The sequence below is a fragment of the Carbonatibacter coralli genome, assembly GCF_039592655.1.
Classification (GTDB): domain Bacteria; phylum Pseudomonadota; class Alphaproteobacteria; order Kiloniellales; family Kiloniellaceae; genus Carbonatibacter; species Carbonatibacter coralli.
In genome coordinates this window covers 17,471-37,860 of the sequence record NZ_JBBUTJ010000012.1, presented here as the reverse complement: position 1 = coordinate 37,860, position 20,390 = coordinate 17,471, and the positions used below count along the sequence as shown (strand labels likewise).

Genomic DNA, 20,390 nt, shown 5'->3' with positions numbered 1-20,390 from the left:
AAAGCAACGGGCTTTTTCGAAAAAACAACAGCAATATGTGTTATATTTACGTGTTACCAAGCACAAATGAGAACTATATTCCCATTTATAAAAGCCCAAAATACAAAGGGAGCCTCACCGGAGGCTCCCCTTGAAAACACATATAGCGATAGAGTTATTCATTACTTTTTGGCAGGTTTTCCTGCAGCCCTGTTTTCAGGCGTGACAATCCCCCCGGAAACCACCATCTTGATCCCCTCTTCCACGGTCATGGAGAGGATCTGGGCTTCCTTTCGCGGCACAAACAGCAAAAAGCCCGAGGTGGGGTTCGGTGTTGTCGGCAGGAAGACATTGACGGACTCCTCGGCAGAGATCTCCCGGATATCCTCATGGGAGTCTCCTGTATAGAAACCGAGAGCCCAGGAGCCCTTTCTGGGATATTCGATCAGCACAACCTCGCTGAAGGCTCTGGACTGCTGCTTGAACACTGTCTCCATGATCTGCTTCAGGGCACCGTAAAGCGTCCTGACAACCGGCATCTGATCCAGCAGGCGTTCACTGAGATTGATCAGGGTGCGCCCCAGAATACCCGCCGTGAAAAAGCCGACAATCACGAGGAACAGGAAAATCCCGACGACCCCGACCCCCGGCACGGCAAAAGGCAGATAGTTTTCGGGACGCCAGGCCAATGGAACATAGGCAATAACCTGGGCATCAATCAGAAGGATAACCTCCCAGGTCAGCCAGATTGAAATCCCGATCGGCGCTGTAATCAGCATGCCTGCAAAGAAGTAGTTCCGCAGACGCACCAGAAGTCCGGAACGGTGCTGACGCTTGCTTTCCTCTTCCTTCTGCTTGCGCTCTCTCTTGGCCTTGATCCGGTTGTTTCGCGCCTCACGACTTTCCCGCTCGGCCTTTTGCTCCTCCAGCTCCTTCAAGACAGCAGGCGTGACAATGCCGCCGGAAATCACCAGCTTGATCCCCTCCTCAACAGACATGTCGAGATGGTGCACATCCTGTGCCGGGATAAAGAGCAAAAAGCCTGTCGTCGGGTTTGGCGTTGCCGGCACAAAGACATTGACCACGGTGTCGTCTGTCAGTTCCTGCACTTCTCCCTTGGTTTCTCCGGTGATAAAACCGACAGCCCAGGAACCGCGACAGGGATACTCAACCAGAACAACCTCCCGAAACGCCGAGGACTTCTGGGACAGCACCGTTTCAATCACCTGCTTGACCCAGCTGTAGAGAGACCGGACCAGAGGCAGGCGCTTGACCACGCTTTCACTGACCCGTGTCAGGAAACGCCCCAGAAAGCCGGCGGTCATGAACCCGATCAAAATCAGGACAAGCGCAATAACAATCAGCCCCAGACCGGGAAGACCAAAAGGCAAATAGGTTTCCGGGTTCCACTGGGCAGGAATGTAGGGACGCACCTGGGAATCCACAAAGGTCACAAATTTCCAGACAAGCCAGAAGGTGATCGCCAGCGGGGCCGTGACCAGTATTCCTGCAAAGAAATAGTAGCGAACCCTCTCCAGAAAGGTTGAACGCAGTCCCTTGACGCGGACCTGCTTACCACTCTTGTCACTCTGCTTTCCGGCCACCCTGTTCAAACCTTCCCTGAAAACCTGTCTCATCCCAAAGAACACACCCTCTGATATGGGGCTTCATCTTTGAAATAACATGGAGATTTTGCACAAATTATGACCGTGATACGCTTTTGTCCGACAAGATGAAAGCAGGAAAAGGGATCCGGAATCAAAAAAGCACAATCCCGGCAGGACTGTGCATCATGTTCTGATTGGTGCGGTTGAGAGGACTTGAACCTCCACTCCCATACGAGAACTAGCACCTGAAGCTAGCGCGTCTACCAATTCCGCCACAACCGCAGCGCATCAATCAGATATCCCCAAAAGGGATCCATATGTAAAGTATGGTGCGGTTGAGAGGACTTGAACCTCCACTCCCATACGAGAACTAGCACCTGAAGCTAGCGCGTCTACCAATTCCGCCACAACCGCGTATCTCAAAGCAGGAAAGCATTCAAACCATTGGTGCGGCCGAGAGGACTTGAACCTCCACCCGGAAACCCGGACAACGACCTCAACGTTGCGCGTCTACCAATTCCGCCACGGCCGCAACATGATTTAAAGCTTGGCTCACCGCCTTGCTGGGGTGGATATATAACGACCTTTTTCCAAAGGGCAAATGAAAAATGAAAGGAATGTGAAAATTTCTTCCTTCACCTCTCTCAAAGGCACCTAAATCTGTGAATTTGCACCTTTTTCCCCCCGATTTCCCCTCTGGAAAGCCTTTCTGAATCGAAAAACATCAAAGCGAATCAGGAATCGGTCAGCAGGGCAGGAAGCGACATCCCGAACACCTGTTACCTGCATAGGGCAGACAGGAAAATTTGAGGCAAACACCGGACACAAAAACAACACACCAATACCGGAAATAACTGCAGTACTGTGTTTTTGTTGAATTCTTCCCGGTTCAGATGCTTGCTTTCTCCATTAAAGAGGTTGAGCTGCGGACTAAACATCTGGAATGCATTCAACACCCCAATGCAACCAACAAACTTTCAAGGTGACCATCCGGTCACCTTGTTTTTTTTGCTGCACATAAAAAAGCAGAGCCACCCGGGCCCTGCTTTTTTCGTCGTCAGCTTTTGCAGCATGATCAGGCTGGAGGCAGATCTTCGGAGAGGATTGCCATATTGAATGAAAAGGACAGATCCCCTTCTTCCTCATCGCGGTAAACAACACCGATAAATTCGCCAGCCAGCGTCACTTCAATTGAATCCGCCTTGCGTGTAGAGCGATCCAAAGCAATGCCCTGATTGGAAAAGGCATCCTGCAAATACTTTTCAACACGTGTGATTTCATCTGGTTTCACGACTGATACCTTTCGCTTGAATTCCTGTGGGACCTCTTTTCACAGGCCCCAAGCAATATGTAAAGCCCAAACCTGCATTGACAATAGGCAGCACATCACAAGTTGCCTTTTGCGATTCAAATGTCTTTTTCACGAAAATATGGTAGACTCTATAAGCAACAGGTCTGAAGGCAGAACATAAACTGATCCGATTTGGAGTTGCGAGGTAAGGAGATGCCGATAGTCCCCATTCCCCCAAGCGTACAGCCCGTGGTGAGCCCGATTGCGCCCACGGAAAACGCGACAAAAAAAACAAACCACGCCAAAACAGACAGCAAAAGAGCCGTGGAGGACAGCAACAAAGGGCGTGGCTCACGCCACTACAACCCGAAGGATGATGAGTACAGGGATGACAATCTTGGACAGCAGATTGATCTTGAGGCCTGACGCAAAAAACATTTTTTGCCACGATCCTTTAAGCTCTCCTTTATTCTTCCTGTCTAAATTCGGAACATCAAAACCTATGCGGAATAAAGTCCTGTGTCCCAAACGCCTGTCACGAATTATGATAGCTCTGCTTTTTTGAAGAAAATGCTTGATGTCGTCCCTGGCGGGCACATCCTCTCGCTCGTTGATCAGCATGCAAATCTGACCGTGATGGATGCCGGGGGAATTTACCTGTCGGTCAACAGGAACTTCTGTGACAGAACCGGCTATTCCGAACAGGAACTGATCGGAGCAAGCGCAAAGAAATTCCGTCCTCCCTGCCACGATCCTGCCTTTTACGAACAGATCTGGAACAGGCTGGACAACAACGATCAGTGGCGCGGCAGGCTCTGCAAACAGGACAGGCACGGCGACCTCTTCTGGGAAGACATCCAGATCACACCCATCACCTGCCCCGACAGCGGTCAGAAGAACATTGTCTCAATCAGCTACGACATTACCTTTACCGTTCTGAGCGAAAAGATTCTGGAAGCCTGCAACCTGCTGCTGAAACGAAGCTCGGATGCAGAAAACCTCCCGAAGATCTTTGACGAGTTTGCTTTCAATCTCGAGGCCTGCTTCCCGGAACTCCACTGCTCCATCATGCTTCTGGAAAATGAAATCCATCTGCGCAGCACCTCCGGTCCCAGCCTGCCGGAAGACTACAAGGCCATCATAGACGGCGTCACAATCGGCGAGAACGTCGGTTCCTGCGGCGCGGCAGCAGCCCTTCAGCAACCGGTGATCATAGACGATCTGCAAAACCATCCGAACTGGGCTCCTTTCGCAGAAATTGTCAAACCGACCGGCTACAGGTCCTGCTGGTCCTATCCCCTGATCAGCAGCAACCAGAAAACCCTTGGAACCTTTGCGATCTATTGTCGGCAAAACCGCCTGCCCTCCAAAGAGCAGGAGCATTTTATCAAGCTTTGCTCGGAAGCCTGCAAACAGGCCATTGAAGCCGATCAGAACCGCAGGGATCTGGAGCGGGAAAAACAGCTGTCCGACAGCGCAAACAAGGCCAAGTCAGAATTTCTGGCCAACATGAGCCACGAACTGCGCACACCGCTGAACGCAATCATCGGCTTTTCGAGCATCATGTCCAACCAGCTCTTCGGCGAAATCCGACAGGAAAAATACAGAAACTACATCAAGGACATCGAGTATTCCGCAACCTTCCTGCTCTCGCTGATCAATGACATTCTGGATATCTCCGTCATTGAAGCGGGCAAGCTGACGCCGGAAGCTGCCCGGGTTTCCAGCAATGAAATCATCGAAAGCTGCCTGAGGCTGACAACACACAAGGCCAAGGAAAAGGGGCTGAAGCTGGTCTGGCCCTGCTATGAGCGCGACCAGACCCTCTACGCCGATCCGCAGCACCTCAAACAGGTCATCATCAACCTGCTGAACAACGCCATCAAATTCACAAAGAGTGGCGGGGAAATCAGGGTTTTCTGCGACCATTCACGTGAAGACATGATCGCCTTCCACATTCAGGACAACGGTGTCGGAATTGCAGGAAAGGATATCGAGAAGATCCTTCTGCCTTTCGAACAGAGCCAGAACACCCTGACCCGCAATCACGATGGTGTCGGGCTTGGTCTGGCCCTGTCAAAACGCCTTGTGGAAGCACAGGGTGGCAAGCTCACCATTCAAAGCGAGCTTTACAAGGGCACAACGGTCACGATCACGGTTCCGACCTACCACAACAACAGCGTCGCCAGAAGTTCCGGCTCCGCTGTTTGATCAAATCCGACCGTCTGATCAGGCTGTCAGGCCTGCGTCTTCGGGAAGGCCAAGCATCAGGTTGAGATTCTGCACTGCCGCACCGGAAGCCCCCTTGCCCAGATTGTCCAGGCGAGCCACCAGAAGAGCCTGCCCCGCAGCCTCATTGCCATAGACAAAAAGCTCAAGCCGGTTTGTCTCGTTGATCGCATCCGGACGCAGGAAAGCACCTCGCTCCAGCGATGCATCATCCCCCAGAGGCATCACCTTCACAAAAAGCGATCCTTCATAGTGTCTTGCCAGAACAGAATGGATCCGCTCCAGAGAAAAGTCTCCATTGAGCTGTTGCGCATGCAGCGGAACAGAAACAAGCATACCCTGGGCATAGTGACCGACAGCCGGCGTAAAGATCGGCGAGGTTTGCAGTCCGTTGTGCTTTGTCATCTCCGGCACATGCTTGTGACCAAGACCGAGACCATAAGCACCGTAGGGCTCGATATCATCACCCTCATGCAGGGCAATCAGAGCCTTGCCACCACCCGAATAACCGGACACACCATTGACCATCAGGGCGCTGCCCTCGCCCAGCAGCCCCGCATCAACCAGAGGGCGGATCAGGGCAATGGCACCTGTTGGATAGCAGCCGGGATTGCTGACACGCTTCGAGTTTGCAATCTTCCGGCTTTGCTCTGCTGTCATTTCCGGGAAGCCATAGTCCCAGTCCGGATCGACCCGATAGGCCGTGCTGGCATCAATGACCCGTGTTTCCGGGTTATCAATCAGGGCAACCGCTTCGCGCGCTGCATCATCCGGCAGACAAAGAATGACAAGATCGGCCTCGTTCAAAAGTGCCTTGCGTGCCTCTGCATCCTTTCGCAGCGCAGGATCGATGGACAGCAGGCGGATATCGCTTCGGTTCTCCAGGCGATTGCGCACCTGCAGACCTGTTGTTCCGGCTTCACCATCAATAAACACTTTTTTCAGTTCGGACATTGTATTCTTCCACGAAGTCATCGTTCTTTTTTTCCAAGAAGCACAACCGCGCTTGCAAGGTCAAGAGACAAAGAAACCCCTCAAAGCCATATTTTTGTCGTGATCTGCAAAAAAATCCTTAAACAAACAATGTAGTTGTTGTGTTTATCAATCAGTCTGTTCAATGATTAGCCTGTCCCCAAACGGCGGCTTGACGGACCAAAAACAAATTCCGCAAGTTGGCCCAATAAAAGTAGCAGAGTTAAAGATGTCATTGAAACTGACTGAACACCGTCTGCGCGAGGATCTCGTAAACGAGCTTCGCGCCAGACCATACCGGCCTCTTGAAGTTCCGGCCCGCATATCACACCTTTCGATGCTTGGCAGCGAAGACAGCTACAGCGAAGATCACGAACACATCTGCAAGCTGTGCAGGAAGTACAACGTCCCTCCTCCCGCTCTGGGAACCAATCACCTGATTGCCGATTTCGGGGCCTTTTCCCTTCGCTGGGAGCGGCATACGGAATTCAGTTCCTATACCTTCTACGGCAAGGACAACTCCAAGCTGGATGAAGACGACCCCTTCCGGGAAACCATTCTGGACTATGTCCCCAGGCCGTGGCTGGAAGCCACCCCCGGCAGACTGCTCTCTGCAGTCCATATGGTGTTTGAAAACCGCGAAAAGGGCTGTGCAACCCACGACCGCATCGAACGCCTGTTCAAGGGCAATCCCTATGTGGGAAGCAAGGTTCAGGACGGCGCGGCAAAAGCCTGGTCAGACCTGAGGCTCCACGATGACGGCTTTACCCGCATGCTGGTGCAGGACATTGATCTGGAACCCAAACAGGCCGGACGCCTGTGTCAGCGTCTTCTGGATATCGAAACCTACAGAATGATGGCGCTGCTTGCGCTTCCTGTGGCACGTGCAACCAGCCCCCGCATTCGCGCCATCGGCTCCGGCGTGGCCGAGATTGCAACCGGTATGGCCGAACACAGTGGCTCCAGCGATGCAGCACTGCTCAACCACCTGTCCCAGCTGGCGGCTGAAATCGAGGAGATCTCGGCCTCAACCAGCTATCGCTACGGTGCAACACAGGCCTATTACAACATCTTCAAGAACAGGCTGGACGAGCTGCGGGAAATTCGTTTGGGCGGATTGCAGACCTTCTCGGAATTCATGCTGCGTCGCATGGAACCTGCCATGAAAACCTGCACCTACACAGCCTCGCGGCAAACGGCCCTGTCGAAACGGGTCAGCCGCGTTGCAAGCCTTTTGCGCGCGCGCGTGGAAGTCGGACTGGAAGAACAGAACCGCGATCTGCTGGCCTCCATGAACAAGCGTGTTCAACTGCAACTGCGCATGCAGGAAACAGTCGAGGGTTTGTCCGTTGTCGCAATCAGTTATTATCTGGTAGGGTTGTTTGGCTATGCACTGAAAGGCCTCAAGGCCGAAGGCTTGTTGCCGATCTCCTATGAAACCGGTGTGGCTCTGTCCGTACCTCTGGTTGCCGGGATTGTCTGGTACAGCATTCGAAAAATCAAAAAGCATGTTCTGGGCAAGCCCGAAGAGTGAAAAATAAACTCTGAGGCTTTCCGGAAAACAGGGAAAGACAATGAGTTACAACTCAACAGGCCATTCGCATCCGGATGTGACCTGGCAGCAGGTGTTCAAAAACCTGGACCGCAAGGGGCAGGCCCTCAATATCCAGATCAGGCGTTCCCTGGTTCTGGCCATTGAAACGGGCATCATCAAAAAGGGCGACAAACTGCCGTCCAGCCGGCACCTCGCCGGTCTGGTCGGCGTCGCCAGAAACACCGTGACAGCAGCCTACAAGCTGTTGATTGATGACGGTTTTCTGATCTCCAAGGATCGCAGCGGTATCTTCGTTGCCGCTGATATCCTGCCTGCTCCGTCGCGCATTATCTCCAGCCGCCAGAAAACAAACTGGCCGGAGAGTTTTGCCGTCGCGCCATCACAGCTTCGCCACCTGCAAAAAAGCAGGGACTGGCAGCAGCATTCCTACCCCTTTTTGTACGGACAGTTTGATCCGGCCATCTTCCCGACCAACGACTGGCGCGAAGCCATCCGGGCAACCTCCAGTGTCAGCGAGATTTCCCACTGGGCCGGCGACCGGATTGACGATGATGATCCCGAACTGATCGAACAGCTCTGCGTTCAGGTTCTGCCCAGGCGTGGTATCTTCGCCCAGCGCGATGAAATCCTGATCACACTGGGCTCCCAGCAGGCCCTGTCCATGCTGGTTCAGCTTTTCGGCAAGGCAGGCAGCAAAATAGGCTTTGAAGACCCCGGCTATCCGGACATCCGCAACATGGTTCAGATGAGCCCCGCCACGGAACAGGCCCTTGCCGTGGACAAAAAAGGCGTCATACCGAACGCAGACTTCAGCGCCTGCAGTGTTGCCTTTCTGACCATAAACAAGCACTGCCCGACCACAGTGACCATGCCTGCGGAAAGGCGCCGGGAAGTTCTGCGCAAGGCCATCGCCCATGACATTGTGCTCATTGAGGATGACTATGAAGCGGACATGATGCTTGATGAAAGCGTCAAACCCAATTCGCTCAAGAGTCTGGATCAGGATGGACGTATCATCTACACAGGCAGCTTTTCAAAGTCCCTCGCCCCGGGTCTGCGCATCGGCTACATCGTTGCCGCTCCGGATGTGATCCGGGAGCTGCGGGTGCTTCGACGCCTGATCATGCGTCATCCTCCCTCAAACAATCAGCGCATTCTGGCAACCTTCATCGCTCTGGGGCACTACACACAGCACCTCGAACGCAACGGAAAAATCCTGGCACAGCGTGCAGAGCTGATCAGGAACCTGCTCCCCCAGGTGATGCCGGACTGCGCGTTTGAATATGAAAAGGGTTCCATGAGTTTCTGGATCAGGCTGCCGGAAAACTGTGACGGCCAGGAACTTCAGAAAGCCGCCCGGAACAAAGGCGTCCTGATTGAAGCCGGAGACATTTTCTTCACGTCACCGGAAGCCGGAAAACGCTTCATCAGACTGGGGTTCACCTCCATTACCGGAACACACATCGAGACCGGTCTGAAAACCCTCGGCAGCCTGATCCCCCGCACTGCACACTGAAGAATTTCCTGAAAACGACACAAAAAAAGAGGCCCGGTTACGGGCCTCTTTACAGGTTTTTCCCCGATTGAAAATCAGGCCTTAACGCGCTCGGACTTCGGATCATACATCGGCTTCAGTGATGCCTCGGCTTTCACACGCCGGCCTGCCACCTCGATCTCGTAGGTGGAAGAGAGCAGCTGTTCGGCGCTTTCCCCTTCGCAGGGAACGTAGCCAAGTCCAATGGCTCCACCCAGTGTGTGCCCGTAGTTCCCACTTGTCAGGAAGCTTACAACCTCCCCGTCACGAATGATCGGCTCGGCGTGATACAGCAGAGGGTCCGGATCTGTCAGACGGAACTGGACCATCCGGTTTTTCAGTCCCTCATCCTGCTTGCGCAGAACCGCATCACGACCAATAAAGTCCGGTTTGTCCTTCTTCACGGCGAAACCAAGTCCGGCTTCGAGGATATGATCCTCACAGGTGATGTCATGACCAAAGTGGCGGAAAGCCTTCTCGATCCGGCAGGAATCCATCATGTGCATGCCACAGAGTTTGGCCCCCATGTCCTGCCCCGCCTCACAGAGTGTTTCAAAGGCATGGGCAGCCATGTCATTGGAAACATAAACCTCCCAGCCCAGTTCACCCACGTAGGTGACACGGTGAATGCGGGCCAGTCCCATCCCGAGTTCGATTTCCTGCGCCGTTCCGAAAGGATTGACGGCATTGCTGAAATCATTCGGAGACACCGCCTGCAGAAGCTTGCGGGAATTTGGCCCCATGACGGCAATCACCGTTTCTGCGTTGGTCATATCCGTGATCACGACACGGAAATCGCCGACATGACGACGCAACCAGGTTTCATCCGCCAGACGCGTCGCAGCCGGTGTCACCACCAGATAGGCGGTTTCGGACAGACGCGTCACAGTGACATCGGCCTCGATACCCGCGCGGCTGTTCAGGAACTGGGTGTAAACGATCTTGCCAACGGGAACAGAATAGTCACCCGCAGCAACATAGTTCAGGAAGGCCTCCGCATCCGGGCCTTCGACCCGGATCTTGCCAAAGGAACTCATGTCATAGAGACCGACATTCTCACGAACGGCCCTGTGTTCACGTGCAGAGTTCTCGAACCAGTTCTGGCGTTTCCAGCTGTACTGATACTCACGCTCCTGTCCTTCATCGGCATACCAGTTCGCACGTTCCCAGCCGGCCAGCTCGCCAAAGACAGCGCCCCGGGCTTCCAGATGTTCGTGCAATGCCGTTCTGCGTACACCGCGCGCTGTTGCCTTCTGGCGATAGGGGAAGTGATCGGCATAGAGCAGCCCCAGCGTCTCCTTGGAGCGTTCGTACAGGTAGGTCTTGTTGCCCTGGAACGGATGCATGCGGGAGATATCGACATCCCCCAGATCAAACGGCTTTTCACCACTGTCCATCCACTCGGAAAGGGCCATACCGGCACCACCGGCAGACTGAATGCCGATAGAGTTGAAACCGGCAGCCACCCAGACATTGTCCATTTCCGGCGCAAGTCCAAGGTGATAGGCATCATCCGGCGTGAAACTCTCCGGACCATTGAAGAAAGTATGGATGCCCGCTTCCGCCAGAAGAGGCATGCGGTTCACAGCCGCCTCCAGAATGGGTTCGAAGTGGTCAAAATCCTCCGGCAGCTGATCAAACATGAAGTTGTCCGGAATACCGTCCATACCCCATGGCTTTGCATTCGGCTCAAAAGCCCCCAGCAGGATCTTGCCGGCGTCTTCCTTGTAGTATGCGCACTCATCCGGAACACGCAGAACAGGAAGCTGCTGAAGTCCCTCGATCGCATCAGTCACAATGTAGAAGTGCTCGCAGGCATGCAGCGGGACATTTGTGCCCGCCATGCGTCCGACCTGATGTCCCCACATGCCCGCACAGTTGACAATCATGTCACATTCGATGACACCGCTGCCCTCTTCATTTTCCCATTCGACAGCCGTGACACGGCGCCCCTGCTTCTGCAGGCCGGTGACCTTGGTGTGCTCGAGAACCTTCGCACCGCGTTGACGCGCACCCTTGGCCAGCGCCAGAGCGATGTTTGCAGGATCACCCTGACCATCCAGCGGCAGATAGACCCCGGCCAGCACATCCTCCGTATTGAGATGCTCGTATTTGGCCTTGACCTCCTCGGGCGAAATTTCGTGGATCTCGACACCAAAGGCCCGCGCCATGGACGCCTGGCGGAAGATTTCCTCCTTGCGTTCCTCGCTGAGGGCAACAGTGATGGAACCGTTGCGCTTGAAACCGGTGGCAACACCGGTTTCCTCCTCGAGAGAGCCGTAAAGCTCCTGACTGTATTTCGCCAGACGCGTCATGTTCTGTGTCGCACGCAGCTGGGCAATCAGTCCCGCAGCGTGCCAGGTTGTACCGGATGTCAGCTGCTTGCGCTCCAGCAGGACAACATCACTCCAGCCTTTCTTGGTGAGGTGATAGGCCACGGAACAACCGATGACACCGCCACCGATAATGACCACACGGGCTTTAGAGGGAACAGACAAGATAGCCTCCTGATTTTATAGATTTTTATGCAGAGATACGTTTGTTTTCCGGATCCCAGAGCACAGTGTTTTCCTGCACTCTGGCCTTGTAACGGCGACCATAGATTTCAACGTCAAACTCGGTGCCCGGCTTTGTGAATTCACTTTTGACCACACCCAGTGCAATCGAGGCATTCACACGGTGACCCCAGGCGCCGGAAGTGACCTCCCCGACCATCCGGTCACCGGACCACAGCACCGACATATAAGGCGCGTCATAGTCACCAGCGTCAACAATCAGCGTAACAAAACCCTTGGCCGCACCGCGTTCCTGTTCTGCTTTCAAAGCCTGCTTGCCCGGAAATTCCTGAGGTTTGTCAAGCTTCACAAAGCGTTCCAGTCCAGATTCAAGCAAGGAGTAATCCAGCGAAAGATCTCCTTTCCAGCTGCGGTATCCCTTTTCAATACGCATGGAATTCAGGGCATACATTCCGAACGGTGTCGCGCCTGCTTCCAGAACAGCAGCATAGATTTCCGCAACATCATCCATGGCAGCATGGATTTCCCAGCCCAGCTCGCCCGCAAAGGACACACGCACCAGCATGACATCCTTGCTCGCAACAACAGCTTTCTGGTGGGTCAGCCAGCCCGCCCCAAGGTCAGCCTCTGAAAGCTGCGCCAGCAAGTCACGCGATTTTGGACCGGTGACAACAAGAGTGGAAACCTCGGCCGTACGATCACTCAGGGACAGCCCTTCAGGCAAATCGGATTGCAGGACCTCAAAATCATGCCACTGCGCAACAGCAGCTGTGATCAGCGTAAAGTCATCCTCGTCATGACGAATGATGGACATTTCCGTCAGCACCCGCCCGTCGCTGTCCGGGAAATAACCCAGCGTCATGCGACCGGCTTTCGGAAGGGAACCGGCAACCTTGCCACGAAGCCACTCGGCAGCACCCTCTCCGCTCAGGGCAAAGCGGGAAAAACCGGGAAGGTCGAGAACACCAACGCCATCACGGACAGCTTCACACTCTTCCCTGATGCGCTGCTCCCACGGGCCTGAACGCGCCCAGGTCTGCGTGGACTCTTCAGAGGTATCATCCCCCGCCTTTGCGAACCAGTTTGCGCGCTCCCAGCCGTTGTAGGACCCCATCTGCCCGCCAAGAGAGCGAATTTTGTCATCATTGGGGGACAGCTTGCGGTTGCGGCCGGCAGGCCATTCATGATGCGGGAAGTGCATCGCATACTCGTGCCCATAGACTTCCAGAGCCTTGGAAACGTTGTAGTCGCGGTCCGTGTAATCCGTGTAGCGACGCGGATCGACAGCCCACATGTCCCATTCTGTCTGGCCATGCATGATCCATTCGGAAGCAACCTTTCCGGCGCCACCACCCTGCGCAATACCAAAGGTAAAGGAATGGGCTTCAAAGGCATTGGGAACACCCGGCATTGGCCCGATCATCGGCAGACCATCCGGTGCATAGGGGATCGGACCGTTGATGTTCCGGCTGACACCCTGTGTGCCCAGCAGCGGAACACGCTCGATCGCATCCATGATGTACCATTCCAGACGGTCCAGATCATCCGGATAAAGCTGGAAGCTGAAGTCCTCGGGCATCGGATCGTTCGGATTAACCCAGGCCGCCTGACAGTTGCGCTCGTATGGGCCGAGGTTGAACCCGGTTGTGTCCTGACGCAGGTAATAGGAGGTGTCAACATCGCGGACCATTGGCAGCTTGCGGCCGTTGGCCTTCGTCCAGGCTTCAACTTCCGGAATGGATTCCGTCAGAAAATACTGGTGGCTCATGACAGCCTGTGGAACGGAGCGCCCTCCATAGGGCAGGAACCACTCCCCGACACGGGCCGCATAGTATCCGGCAGCATTGACGACATATTCACAGCGGATATCACCCTTTTCCGTGTGGACGACCCACTCGCCGTTGTCCCGGCTGACACCCGTTGCCGGTGTGAAGCGCAGGATGTTGCCGCCGTGCGCCCGTGCGCCCTTGGCCATGGCCTGTGTCACCTGTGCCGGGTCGATATCACCGTCGAGGGGGTCCCACAGCCCCCCTTCCAGATCGTGCAGTTCCATGAAGGGGAAATGCTGCTGGAGCTCCTCCGGGGTACAGATATCCATTTGCAGCCCCTGGTGGCGCGCCATGGAGGCAACATGCTCGAACTCCATCATACGCTCCTGGCTGTGTGCCAGACGCACCGCACCAGTGACGTGATAGTTGATGGGATAATCCACCTCGTCAGCAAGGCCACGGTAAAGCTTGAGGCCATAACGCTGCATGTTCATCACAGCATAGCTTGTTGAAAAGTTCGGACAGTTACCGGCCGCGTGCCATGTTGAGCCGGCCGTCAGTTCGTTCTTTTCAAGCAGCACACAATCTTTCCAGCCTGCCTTGGCCAGATGATAGAGGGTGGAAACCCCGACAACACCACCGCCAATAATGACAACGCGCGCAGTAGAAGGTACGGACATGAAGGTAATCCTTAGTAAACAGGTGGGGAAATCACCCAGATTGCAACAACAGGTTTCTTGTAGGGGTTTGCCCAGCGGAAGGGTTCGCCACGGATACGCAGGCTGTCACCGGCTCCCAACGTAAAGGCCTCCCCGTCAATCCAGACATCCAGACGCCCGGAGACGATATAGGCCAGCTCCTGCGTTGGGCGCTGAACAATCTCGTCACGGCTGGTTTCCGGCTGGAAAACAGAATGAATCATTTCGAAGCTGTCTGTCAGATCAGGAGAAATCAGCGATTCAACCAGACCATCGACCCTCTCGCCAAAGGCCCGTCTGTTTTCAGCACGGACAATCCGTCCCTTTTCCCGGTCAGGCACCGTGCCCTTTTCAAAAAAGATGGACGACGGTACCTCGAAAACATCCGAAATCTGCTCCAGAACAGCCTGGCTGGGTGTCGAGATGTCCCTTTCAACCTGCGAAAGCCAGCCCACCGAACACTGGAGCCTTTCCGCAAGCTCGGTCAGCCGCATTTTGCGTGTGTTCCGGAGCGCCCGTATATCTTCGCCAATACTGTTTTGCTTTGTCATCCGTGAGATCAAGCCAATCCAAACATGAAATTTTCTTCGAAATTTTCACAACAGCTTATGGGCAGACATGAAAAAATCAATTTTTTTTTCACGATTCACTCTCTTTTTTCAATGCGAACCCAACCGCCTTGACAACAAATACAGTCGTTTAGGGGCTTGCCTTCTTAATGATTTCAGCGCTTTAATTCATTCGAGGGAAAAAAGTTCGCCACACCAAGTGGTCCAGATGATCAAATAGAGTGATCCAGATCAGTCTTTCTGTTGCGAGCTTTACTTTCTTCTTTAAGGTTTTTTTAAGAGACGCGACAAAGTGTACCAACTTTGGCACAATAAGCGTCCGCCCCGTCAACAGTGGGCAATAAAAAATCTCTTGATGAGACGCCAGACGGCTCTGGCAGAGACAAAATGAACAAGGAGAAATCAATGCTGAATAAACGGAAGCTGCGCGGTGCTGTAGCAACTATGGCACTTGTAATGGGTGGAAACGCAGCGATGGCTGCGGACGAGCTCACTGTTGCCTACTTCCTGGAGTGGCCGATGCCGTTCCAATACGCAAAGGTTCAGGGACTTTATGAAGAAGCCCTTGGTATTCCAATCAACTGGGTTTCCTTCGACACAGGTACTGCGATGTCTGCTTCCATGGCATCCGGTGATGTCCAGATTTCTCTGAGTCAGGGTCTCCCGCCATTTGTTATTGCAGCGTCTGCCGGTCAGGATCTGCAAATCGTCGATGTGGCCGTCAGCTACTCCGACAACGACAACTGTGTGGTTGCTGACAGCCTCGAAATCGACAAGACCAATGCCAAGGAACTCGAAGGCAAGCGTGTCGGTATTCCGATCGGTACTGCTGCCCACTACGGTTTCCTGAAGCAGATGGAACACTTCAAGGTCGACATCAGCACCATGGAGATCGTTGACATGGCGCCTGCCGAAGGTGCTGCTGCCTTCGCACAGGGCAACCTCGACTTCGTCTGTGGTTTCGGTGGCGGTCTGCGCCGCATGCAGGAACACGGCAATGTTCTTCTGACAGGTGCCGAGAAGGAAGAGCTCGGTATTCTGGTCTTCGACGTGATCTCGACAACAAGCGATTTCGCGGCTGAAGAAGCTGAACTTCTGACCAAGTTCCTGAAAGTCACAGCTGATGCCAACGCGAAATGGAACTCCAACGATGGCCGCGCGGAAATGATGCAGGTGATCGCTGAAGATGCCGGTATGGAGCTTGCCGATGCCGAAGCCAGCATCGGGACCTTTACCTTCCCTGATCCCCAGTCTGTCTCCGGCGACAAATGGCTTGGCGGCGGAGTTCAGGAATTCATGAAAGGCGTTGCAGACGTCTTCGCCAATGCCGGTTCCATCGAATCAGCTCAGGATTCCTATGAGGCCAATGTAAACGCCAGCTTCATTGACGCTGTCGCCAAACAATAGTCTTCCCAATAAGCCTTTAACTTGACTGTGGCGGTGTCATTGCGACACCGCCCTCCTTTATCAATCAAAAAAACAAGGATCTTAGAACGGATGGGGAGTCTCCATATTGAAAATGTGTCCATGCGTTTCGACCTGCCGAATGGATCACATGTACAAGCCCTGAAAGACGTCTCGCTGGAAATCAAAAAAGGCGAACTGATGTCTGTGCTTGGCCCGTCAGGTTGCGGTAAGACGACACTGCTGAACATTGTTGCAGGATTTCTGGCTCCGACCAGTGGAAAGATCCGAATGAACGGGCATGATGTAACAGGCCCGGATGCAGAGCGCGGAATGGTTTTCCAGAAAGGTGCTCTCTTTGAATGGATGACAGTGCGCAAGAACGTCGAGTTCGGCCCGAGCATGAAAAACATGCCGGCCAGGGAACGGAATGATCTGGTGGAACACCTGCTGGATACCGTTGGCCTGCAGGACTTCAAGGACAAGGCCGTCTATGAACTGTCCGGCGGCATGCAGCAGCGTGTTGCCCTGGCCCGATGCCTCGCCAACGATCCGGATGTGATTCTGATGGACGAGCCGCTCGGTGCGCTTGATGCCCTGACACGCGAGAAGATGCAGGGTCTGGTTCTGAAACTCTGGAAGGAGACAGGCAAGACCGTCATCCTGATCACCCACTCTGTCGAGGAAGCCCTGCTTCTGGGCGAGCGCCTGCTGGTCATGGCTCCACGTCCGGGTCGCATCCACAAGGAATACAGGCTGCCATTTGCCGATCAGGGCGTTGGGCTTGACCTGCGCGCTGTGAAAAAGACTGATGAATTCGCCAGCACGCGTGATGAAATCCTCTCGATGATTTGGGAAATGGAAGAAGAAATTATGGGATCAGCGGAGGCAAACTCATGACAGGTTTGAGTGTATTACTGATTTATGCCTCGCTGTTGCTGGGCGGCTACTTTGCTGTGCACTACTTCCGCCACTTCAAGCACAAGCAAACGGATTTCACCAGCCTGAAAACCGTCACGTTCGGTGATGAAAGTGCAGTCCGCGCAGACCGGACAGCCTCGATCATCTCTGTCCTGGTCATCTTCCTGATCTGGGGTGCCTTTACAGGTTCCAAACTGCTGCCCATCCACGTTCCCGGCCCCTTTGTTGGCGAGACCAGCTTTACCTACACAGCGGAAAATGCCAGCGGTCAGACAGACGATGCCACCGTCATGGTCACGGTTCACAAGGACGGCGAGAAGGTCAAGCTTGAAGATCCGGAGCCGGGCGAAGGTTTCGCCAGGAACGACGTTGCCAAGGTGACGGCATGGCGCAGCGGCCTGCTGAAGGTTCAGCGCAACGATGACGGCGATGTCAAAATCGTTGCCGTTGACGGACAGCCTATTGCTCCCGGGGAAGAGGTCGACGTTGCTGACGGCAGCATCACCATGACAGCCAAGGGGTCCCTGAATTTCTCCCCTTACTCCGGCCTGCAGATGGAGCCGATCTGGCTGCCGTCTCCGGAAGCGGTCGTCGCACGCCTGATCAACATTGCCTCTGACGGCTACCAGAACTTCACACTCTGGGAGCATCTGGGCTGGTCGCTGTGGCGCGTGATCGCCGGTTTCACACTGGGTACGCTTGTCGGTATTCCACTCGGTTATGCCATGGGCCTCTCCGGCTGGATGCGCGGCTGGTTCGATCCGATTGTCGAGTTCATGCGCCCGGTTCCGCCTCTGGCCCTGATTCCACTGGTGATCATCTGGTTCGGCATCTGGGAAACCGGAAAGATCGTTCTGCTCTTCCTCGCGTCCCTCTGGGTCATGACCATTGCAGCGCGCGCCGGTGTTTCGGGCGTCAACATCACCAAGGTTCATGCAGCCTACTCGCTGGGTGCAAACAAGCGCCAGGTTCTGTGGCACGTTATCGTCCCGAACTCCCTGCCTGAAATCTTCACAGGTGCACGTGTTGCCATGGGTGTTTGCTGGGGTACCGTTGTTGCGGCCGAGCTTGTTGCAGCCCAGAAGGGTGCGGGTATGATGATCATCGCCGCATCGAAGTTCCAGCTGACCGACATCGTTCTGATGGGGATTATCCTCATTGGCATGATCGGCTACGGCATTGATGTACTGATGCGTTTTGCAGAACGCTTCCTCGTCCCATGGAAAGGCAAGGCGTAAGGTACAACACTCCCCCTGAGCAAGGGAAATCAAGGGACTGGACCGCAAGGAAAACAGTCTCTATGAAGAAGTCGATCTGAGAAATCGAAGAAAATACAAAGGGCAGACCTGATCCTGAAAACAGGACGGTCTGCCACTTTGACCCTGCCGGTTTTAGAGACAACGAACAGGCAGGACACATGTCCCTCTTGTCTTGATGAAAACTTCGGGGCCCGGCCCTGAAAGCAAAAAGGAATAAGGTAAATGTCTGACAAACTGACAGCCAAGGATCTTGAAGACGTCTTCAACGCGTTTAACGCGCACGACGTTGACACAGTGATGAAACCCTTCTCTGATGACTGTGTTTTCTACCCGGTCGCCGGCGACACCGTCATGGGCACAAAAATCGAGGGTGCCGAGGCAATCCGCAACGCTTTTGTCGGCGTATGGACAGCGATGCCTGATGCCCAGTGGGCCAACCACTCCCATTTCGTCTGCGACGACTACGGTGTATCCCAGTGGACTTTCATCGGCACAAATGCCGAAGGCATGCGCGTTGAAGCCCAGGGTGTTGACATCTTCAAGATCAAAGATGGCAAGATCGTCGAGAAAAACGCATTCCGCAAGCAACGTCCTCCATTCAAAGTGGCCTGATAACAGCAGGCCCCTCATTTAAGGCACACCCTCAATGAAAAACGTGTCAAATCTGAAACCCTATGATCCGACATATGATCCCCTGGTCGATGCTACCCCCGGTCACAACACCGACTATGCCCCGACCTACTGGATTGGAACTGTAGGCGAGTTTCCGGATGATGACGGCCCAATCACAGCTGATTGCGAGACAGATGTCGTCGTGATTGGTTCCGGCTATACCGGTTTGTCCTGCGCAATCCATCTGGCCAAGGATCATGGTGCAAAACCCCTTGTACTGGAAGCCAACAACACAGCCTGGGGCTGCTCGACCCGCAACGGCGGGCAGGCCCAGATCTCTGCGGGTCGCCTCAAGCGCTCCCAGTGGATCAAGCGCTGGGGTGTTGATGTCGCCAAGGCCATGCACCAGGAAACTCTGGAGGCCTTTGACCTCTTCAATGATCTGATCGAGGATGAGGACATCAACTGTGATCCCCAGCCGGGCGGTCACTACTACATTGCCCACCGGCAGAAAATGATGTCGGCCCTGACATCGGAAACAGAGCTCTTCAACAAGACCTTTGGCTATGATGTTCGCATGATTTCCCGCGAGGAGCTTCATGCCGAGCACGTCAGGGACCAGGAAGCCTGCGGTGCAATGTATGAACCCCATGGCACGGGTATTCATGCAGCCAAACTGGCTTTTGGATACCAGAAAATGGCGCGCAGACTGGGGGCAAAGGTTCACGTGAACAGCCCTGTTCTGGAATGGACCCAACGCGACGGCAAACACTATCTCCGCACTCCGGGGGGAGTTGTTCGCGCCAACACGGTCTGTGTTGCAACGGGAGGCTATACCTCCGGCGAGCTGAGCACAGCGACCAAGCACCGGATTATTCCGGTGCTGTCCAACTCGATCGCAACACGCGTCCTGACAGAGGAAGAACGCGAAGCCTGTGGCATCAAGGTCACCTGTCCCCTGACGGACACACGGACCCTGCGCCACTATTACCGTCTGCTACCCTGTGGCCGTATCCAGATAGGAAGCCGCAGTGCCATTACAGGCCAGGGCGCACCGGATGCAAAATACCTCGATCTTCTGAAGCAGGGCCTCTATCGCAAGTTTCCTGTTCTGGAAGGGATCGAGCTGGATTACAGCTGGTGGGGCTGGGTTGATGTCAGTCATGACATGATGCCGCGCATCTTCCAGCCGGAAAAAGGTCAGTCCGTTTTCTACGCCATCGGGTATGGCGGCAACGGTGTCATGTATTCCGCCCAGGCCGGACGGCATCTTGCCAATCTGGCAATGGGCAAGGATCTGGGCGCCTTGCCAATCTTCACCTCGCCCCTGCCCCACTACGGGGTTCTGACACCATTCCGGCGTCTGGGGCAACGCATGTCCTATGTCTGGTACTATCTGAAAGACGAAGTGATCTAGCTTCTCCCTTTCAGGGGAACGAAAGCCGCTGTCTGAAACGGACAGCGGCTTTTTTCTG

At 54.4% G+C, this 20,390-nt stretch carries 15 protein-coding genes and 3 tRNA genes; 9 read left to right on the top strand and 9 right to left on the bottom strand.

What is annotated here, in order from left to right; genetic code table 11:
• Window positions 1–161: 161 nt before the first annotated feature.
• The 5 genes from AAAH10_RS15955 to AAAH10_RS15935 all read right to left on the bottom strand — a co-directional run bounded on the left by AAAH10_RS15955 (window position 162) and on the right by AAAH10_RS15935 (window position 2,877).
• On the bottom strand, window positions 162–1,616 hold the full coding sequence (locus AAAH10_RS15955) for a DUF502 domain-containing protein (protein ID WP_343565384.1): 1,455 nt from the start codon (window positions 1,614–1,616) through the stop codon (window positions 162–164).
• A 165-nt stretch (window positions 1,617–1,781) separates the two neighbouring features.
• Window positions 1,782–1,868: transfer RNA gene (locus tag AAAH10_RS15950), tRNA-Leu, on the bottom strand.
• A gap of 45 nt (window positions 1,869–1,913) precedes the next feature.
• A tRNA-Leu gene (locus AAAH10_RS15945) sits at window positions 1,914–2,000 on the bottom strand.
• Window positions 2,001–2,031: 31 nt separating this feature from the next.
• Window positions 2,032–2,118, bottom strand: a tRNA-Leu gene (locus tag AAAH10_RS15940).
• 543 nt (window positions 2,119–2,661) lie between these two features.
• A complete protein-coding gene (locus AAAH10_RS15935) occupies window positions 2,662–2,877 on the bottom strand; it encodes a DUF3126 family protein (protein ID WP_343565383.1) in 216 nt (71 codons plus the stop codon).
• A 213-nt stretch (window positions 2,878–3,090) separates the two neighbouring features.
• On the opposite strand from AAAH10_RS15935, the gene AAAH10_RS15930 reads away from it, so the two are divergent.
• On the top strand, window positions 3,091–3,303 hold the full coding sequence (locus AAAH10_RS15930) for a hypothetical protein (protein ID WP_343565381.1): 213 nt from the start codon (window positions 3,091–3,093) through the stop codon (window positions 3,301–3,303).
• A gap of 144 nt (window positions 3,304–3,447) precedes the next feature.
• On the top strand, window positions 3,448–5,088 hold the full coding sequence (locus tag AAAH10_RS15925) for a sensor histidine kinase (protein ID WP_343565379.1): 1,641 nt from the start codon (window positions 3,448–3,450) through the stop codon (window positions 5,086–5,088).
• An 18-nt stretch (window positions 5,089–5,106) separates the two neighbouring features.
• On the opposite strand, the gene argC is transcribed toward AAAH10_RS15925, so the two are convergent.
• A complete protein-coding gene (gene argC, locus AAAH10_RS15920) occupies window positions 5,107–6,060 on the bottom strand; it encodes an N-acetyl-gamma-glutamyl-phosphate reductase (protein WP_343565377.1) in 954 nt (317 codons plus the stop codon).
• A gap of 247 nt (window positions 6,061–6,307) precedes the next feature.
• On the opposite strand from argC, the gene AAAH10_RS15915 reads away from it, so the two are divergent.
• Both AAAH10_RS15915 and AAAH10_RS15910 read left to right on the top strand, forming a co-directional pair.
• A complete protein-coding gene (locus AAAH10_RS15915) occupies window positions 6,308–7,612 on the top strand; it encodes a DUF3422 family protein (RefSeq protein WP_343565375.1) in 1,305 nt (434 codons plus the stop codon).
• 40 nt (window positions 7,613–7,652) lie between these two features.
• Window positions 7,653–9,149: an aminotransferase-like domain-containing protein gene (locus tag AAAH10_RS15910; protein WP_343565373.1), complete on the top strand. Its 1,497-nt coding sequence runs from the start codon at window positions 7,653–7,655 to the stop codon at window positions 9,147–9,149.
• A gap of 74 nt (window positions 9,150–9,223) precedes the next feature.
• Here AAAH10_RS15910 and AAAH10_RS15905 read toward each other — a convergent pair whose 3' ends face one another.
• The 3 genes from AAAH10_RS15905 to AAAH10_RS15895 are packed head-to-tail and all read right to left on the bottom strand — an operon-like array spanning window position 9,224 to window position 14,701.
• Window positions 9,224–11,665 carry a GcvT family protein gene (locus AAAH10_RS15905; protein ID WP_343565371.1) on the bottom strand — a complete coding sequence of 814 codons (2,442 nt, stop codon included), beginning with the start codon at window positions 11,663–11,665 and terminating at the stop codon, window positions 9,224–9,226.
• 25 nt (window positions 11,666–11,690) lie between these two features.
• Complete coding sequence (locus tag AAAH10_RS15900) at window positions 11,691–14,132, bottom strand: GcvT family protein (protein ID WP_343565368.1); 2,442 nt, start codon at window positions 14,130–14,132, stop codon at window positions 11,691–11,693.
• Between the two features lie 11 nt (window positions 14,133–14,143).
• A complete protein-coding gene (locus AAAH10_RS15895; protein WP_343565366.1) occupies window positions 14,144–14,701 on the bottom strand; it encodes a helix-turn-helix domain-containing protein in 558 nt (185 codons plus the stop codon).
• A gap of 423 nt (window positions 14,702–15,124) precedes the next feature.
• On the opposite strand from AAAH10_RS15895, the gene AAAH10_RS15890 reads away from it, so the two are divergent.
• From AAAH10_RS15890 to AAAH10_RS15870, 5 genes are all read left to right on the top strand, one after another.
• Window positions 15,125–16,126, top strand: a complete 1,002-nt coding sequence (locus AAAH10_RS15890) for a taurine ABC transporter substrate-binding protein (RefSeq protein WP_343565364.1) — start codon at window positions 15,125–15,127, stop codon at window positions 16,124–16,126.
• A 90-nt stretch (window positions 16,127–16,216) separates the two neighbouring features.
• Window positions 16,217–17,023, top strand: a complete 807-nt coding sequence (locus AAAH10_RS15885; RefSeq protein ID WP_343565362.1) for an ABC transporter ATP-binding protein — start codon at window positions 16,217–16,219, stop codon at window positions 17,021–17,023.
• Window positions 17,020–18,282 (top strand): ABC transporter permease, encoded by a 1,263-nt coding sequence (locus tag AAAH10_RS15880; RefSeq protein WP_343565360.1) that lies wholly within the window; start codon window positions 17,020–17,022, stop codon window positions 18,280–18,282. The genes AAAH10_RS15885 and AAAH10_RS15880 overlap by 4 nt, the downstream gene beginning before the upstream one ends.
• Window positions 18,283–18,525: 243 nt before the next feature.
• Window positions 18,526–18,915 carry a nuclear transport factor 2 family protein gene (locus AAAH10_RS15875; protein WP_343565357.1) on the top strand — a complete coding sequence of 130 codons (390 nt, stop codon included), beginning with the start codon at window positions 18,526–18,528 and terminating at the stop codon, window positions 18,913–18,915.
• A gap of 34 nt (window positions 18,916–18,949) precedes the next feature.
• The gene (locus tag AAAH10_RS15870; RefSeq protein WP_343565355.1) at window positions 18,950–20,332 is read left to right on the top strand and encodes an NAD(P)/FAD-dependent oxidoreductase; all 1,383 of its coding nucleotides are present in this window, start codon (window positions 18,950–18,952) and stop codon (window positions 20,330–20,332) included.
• The last annotated feature ends 58 nt before the right edge of the window (window positions 20,333–20,390 follow it).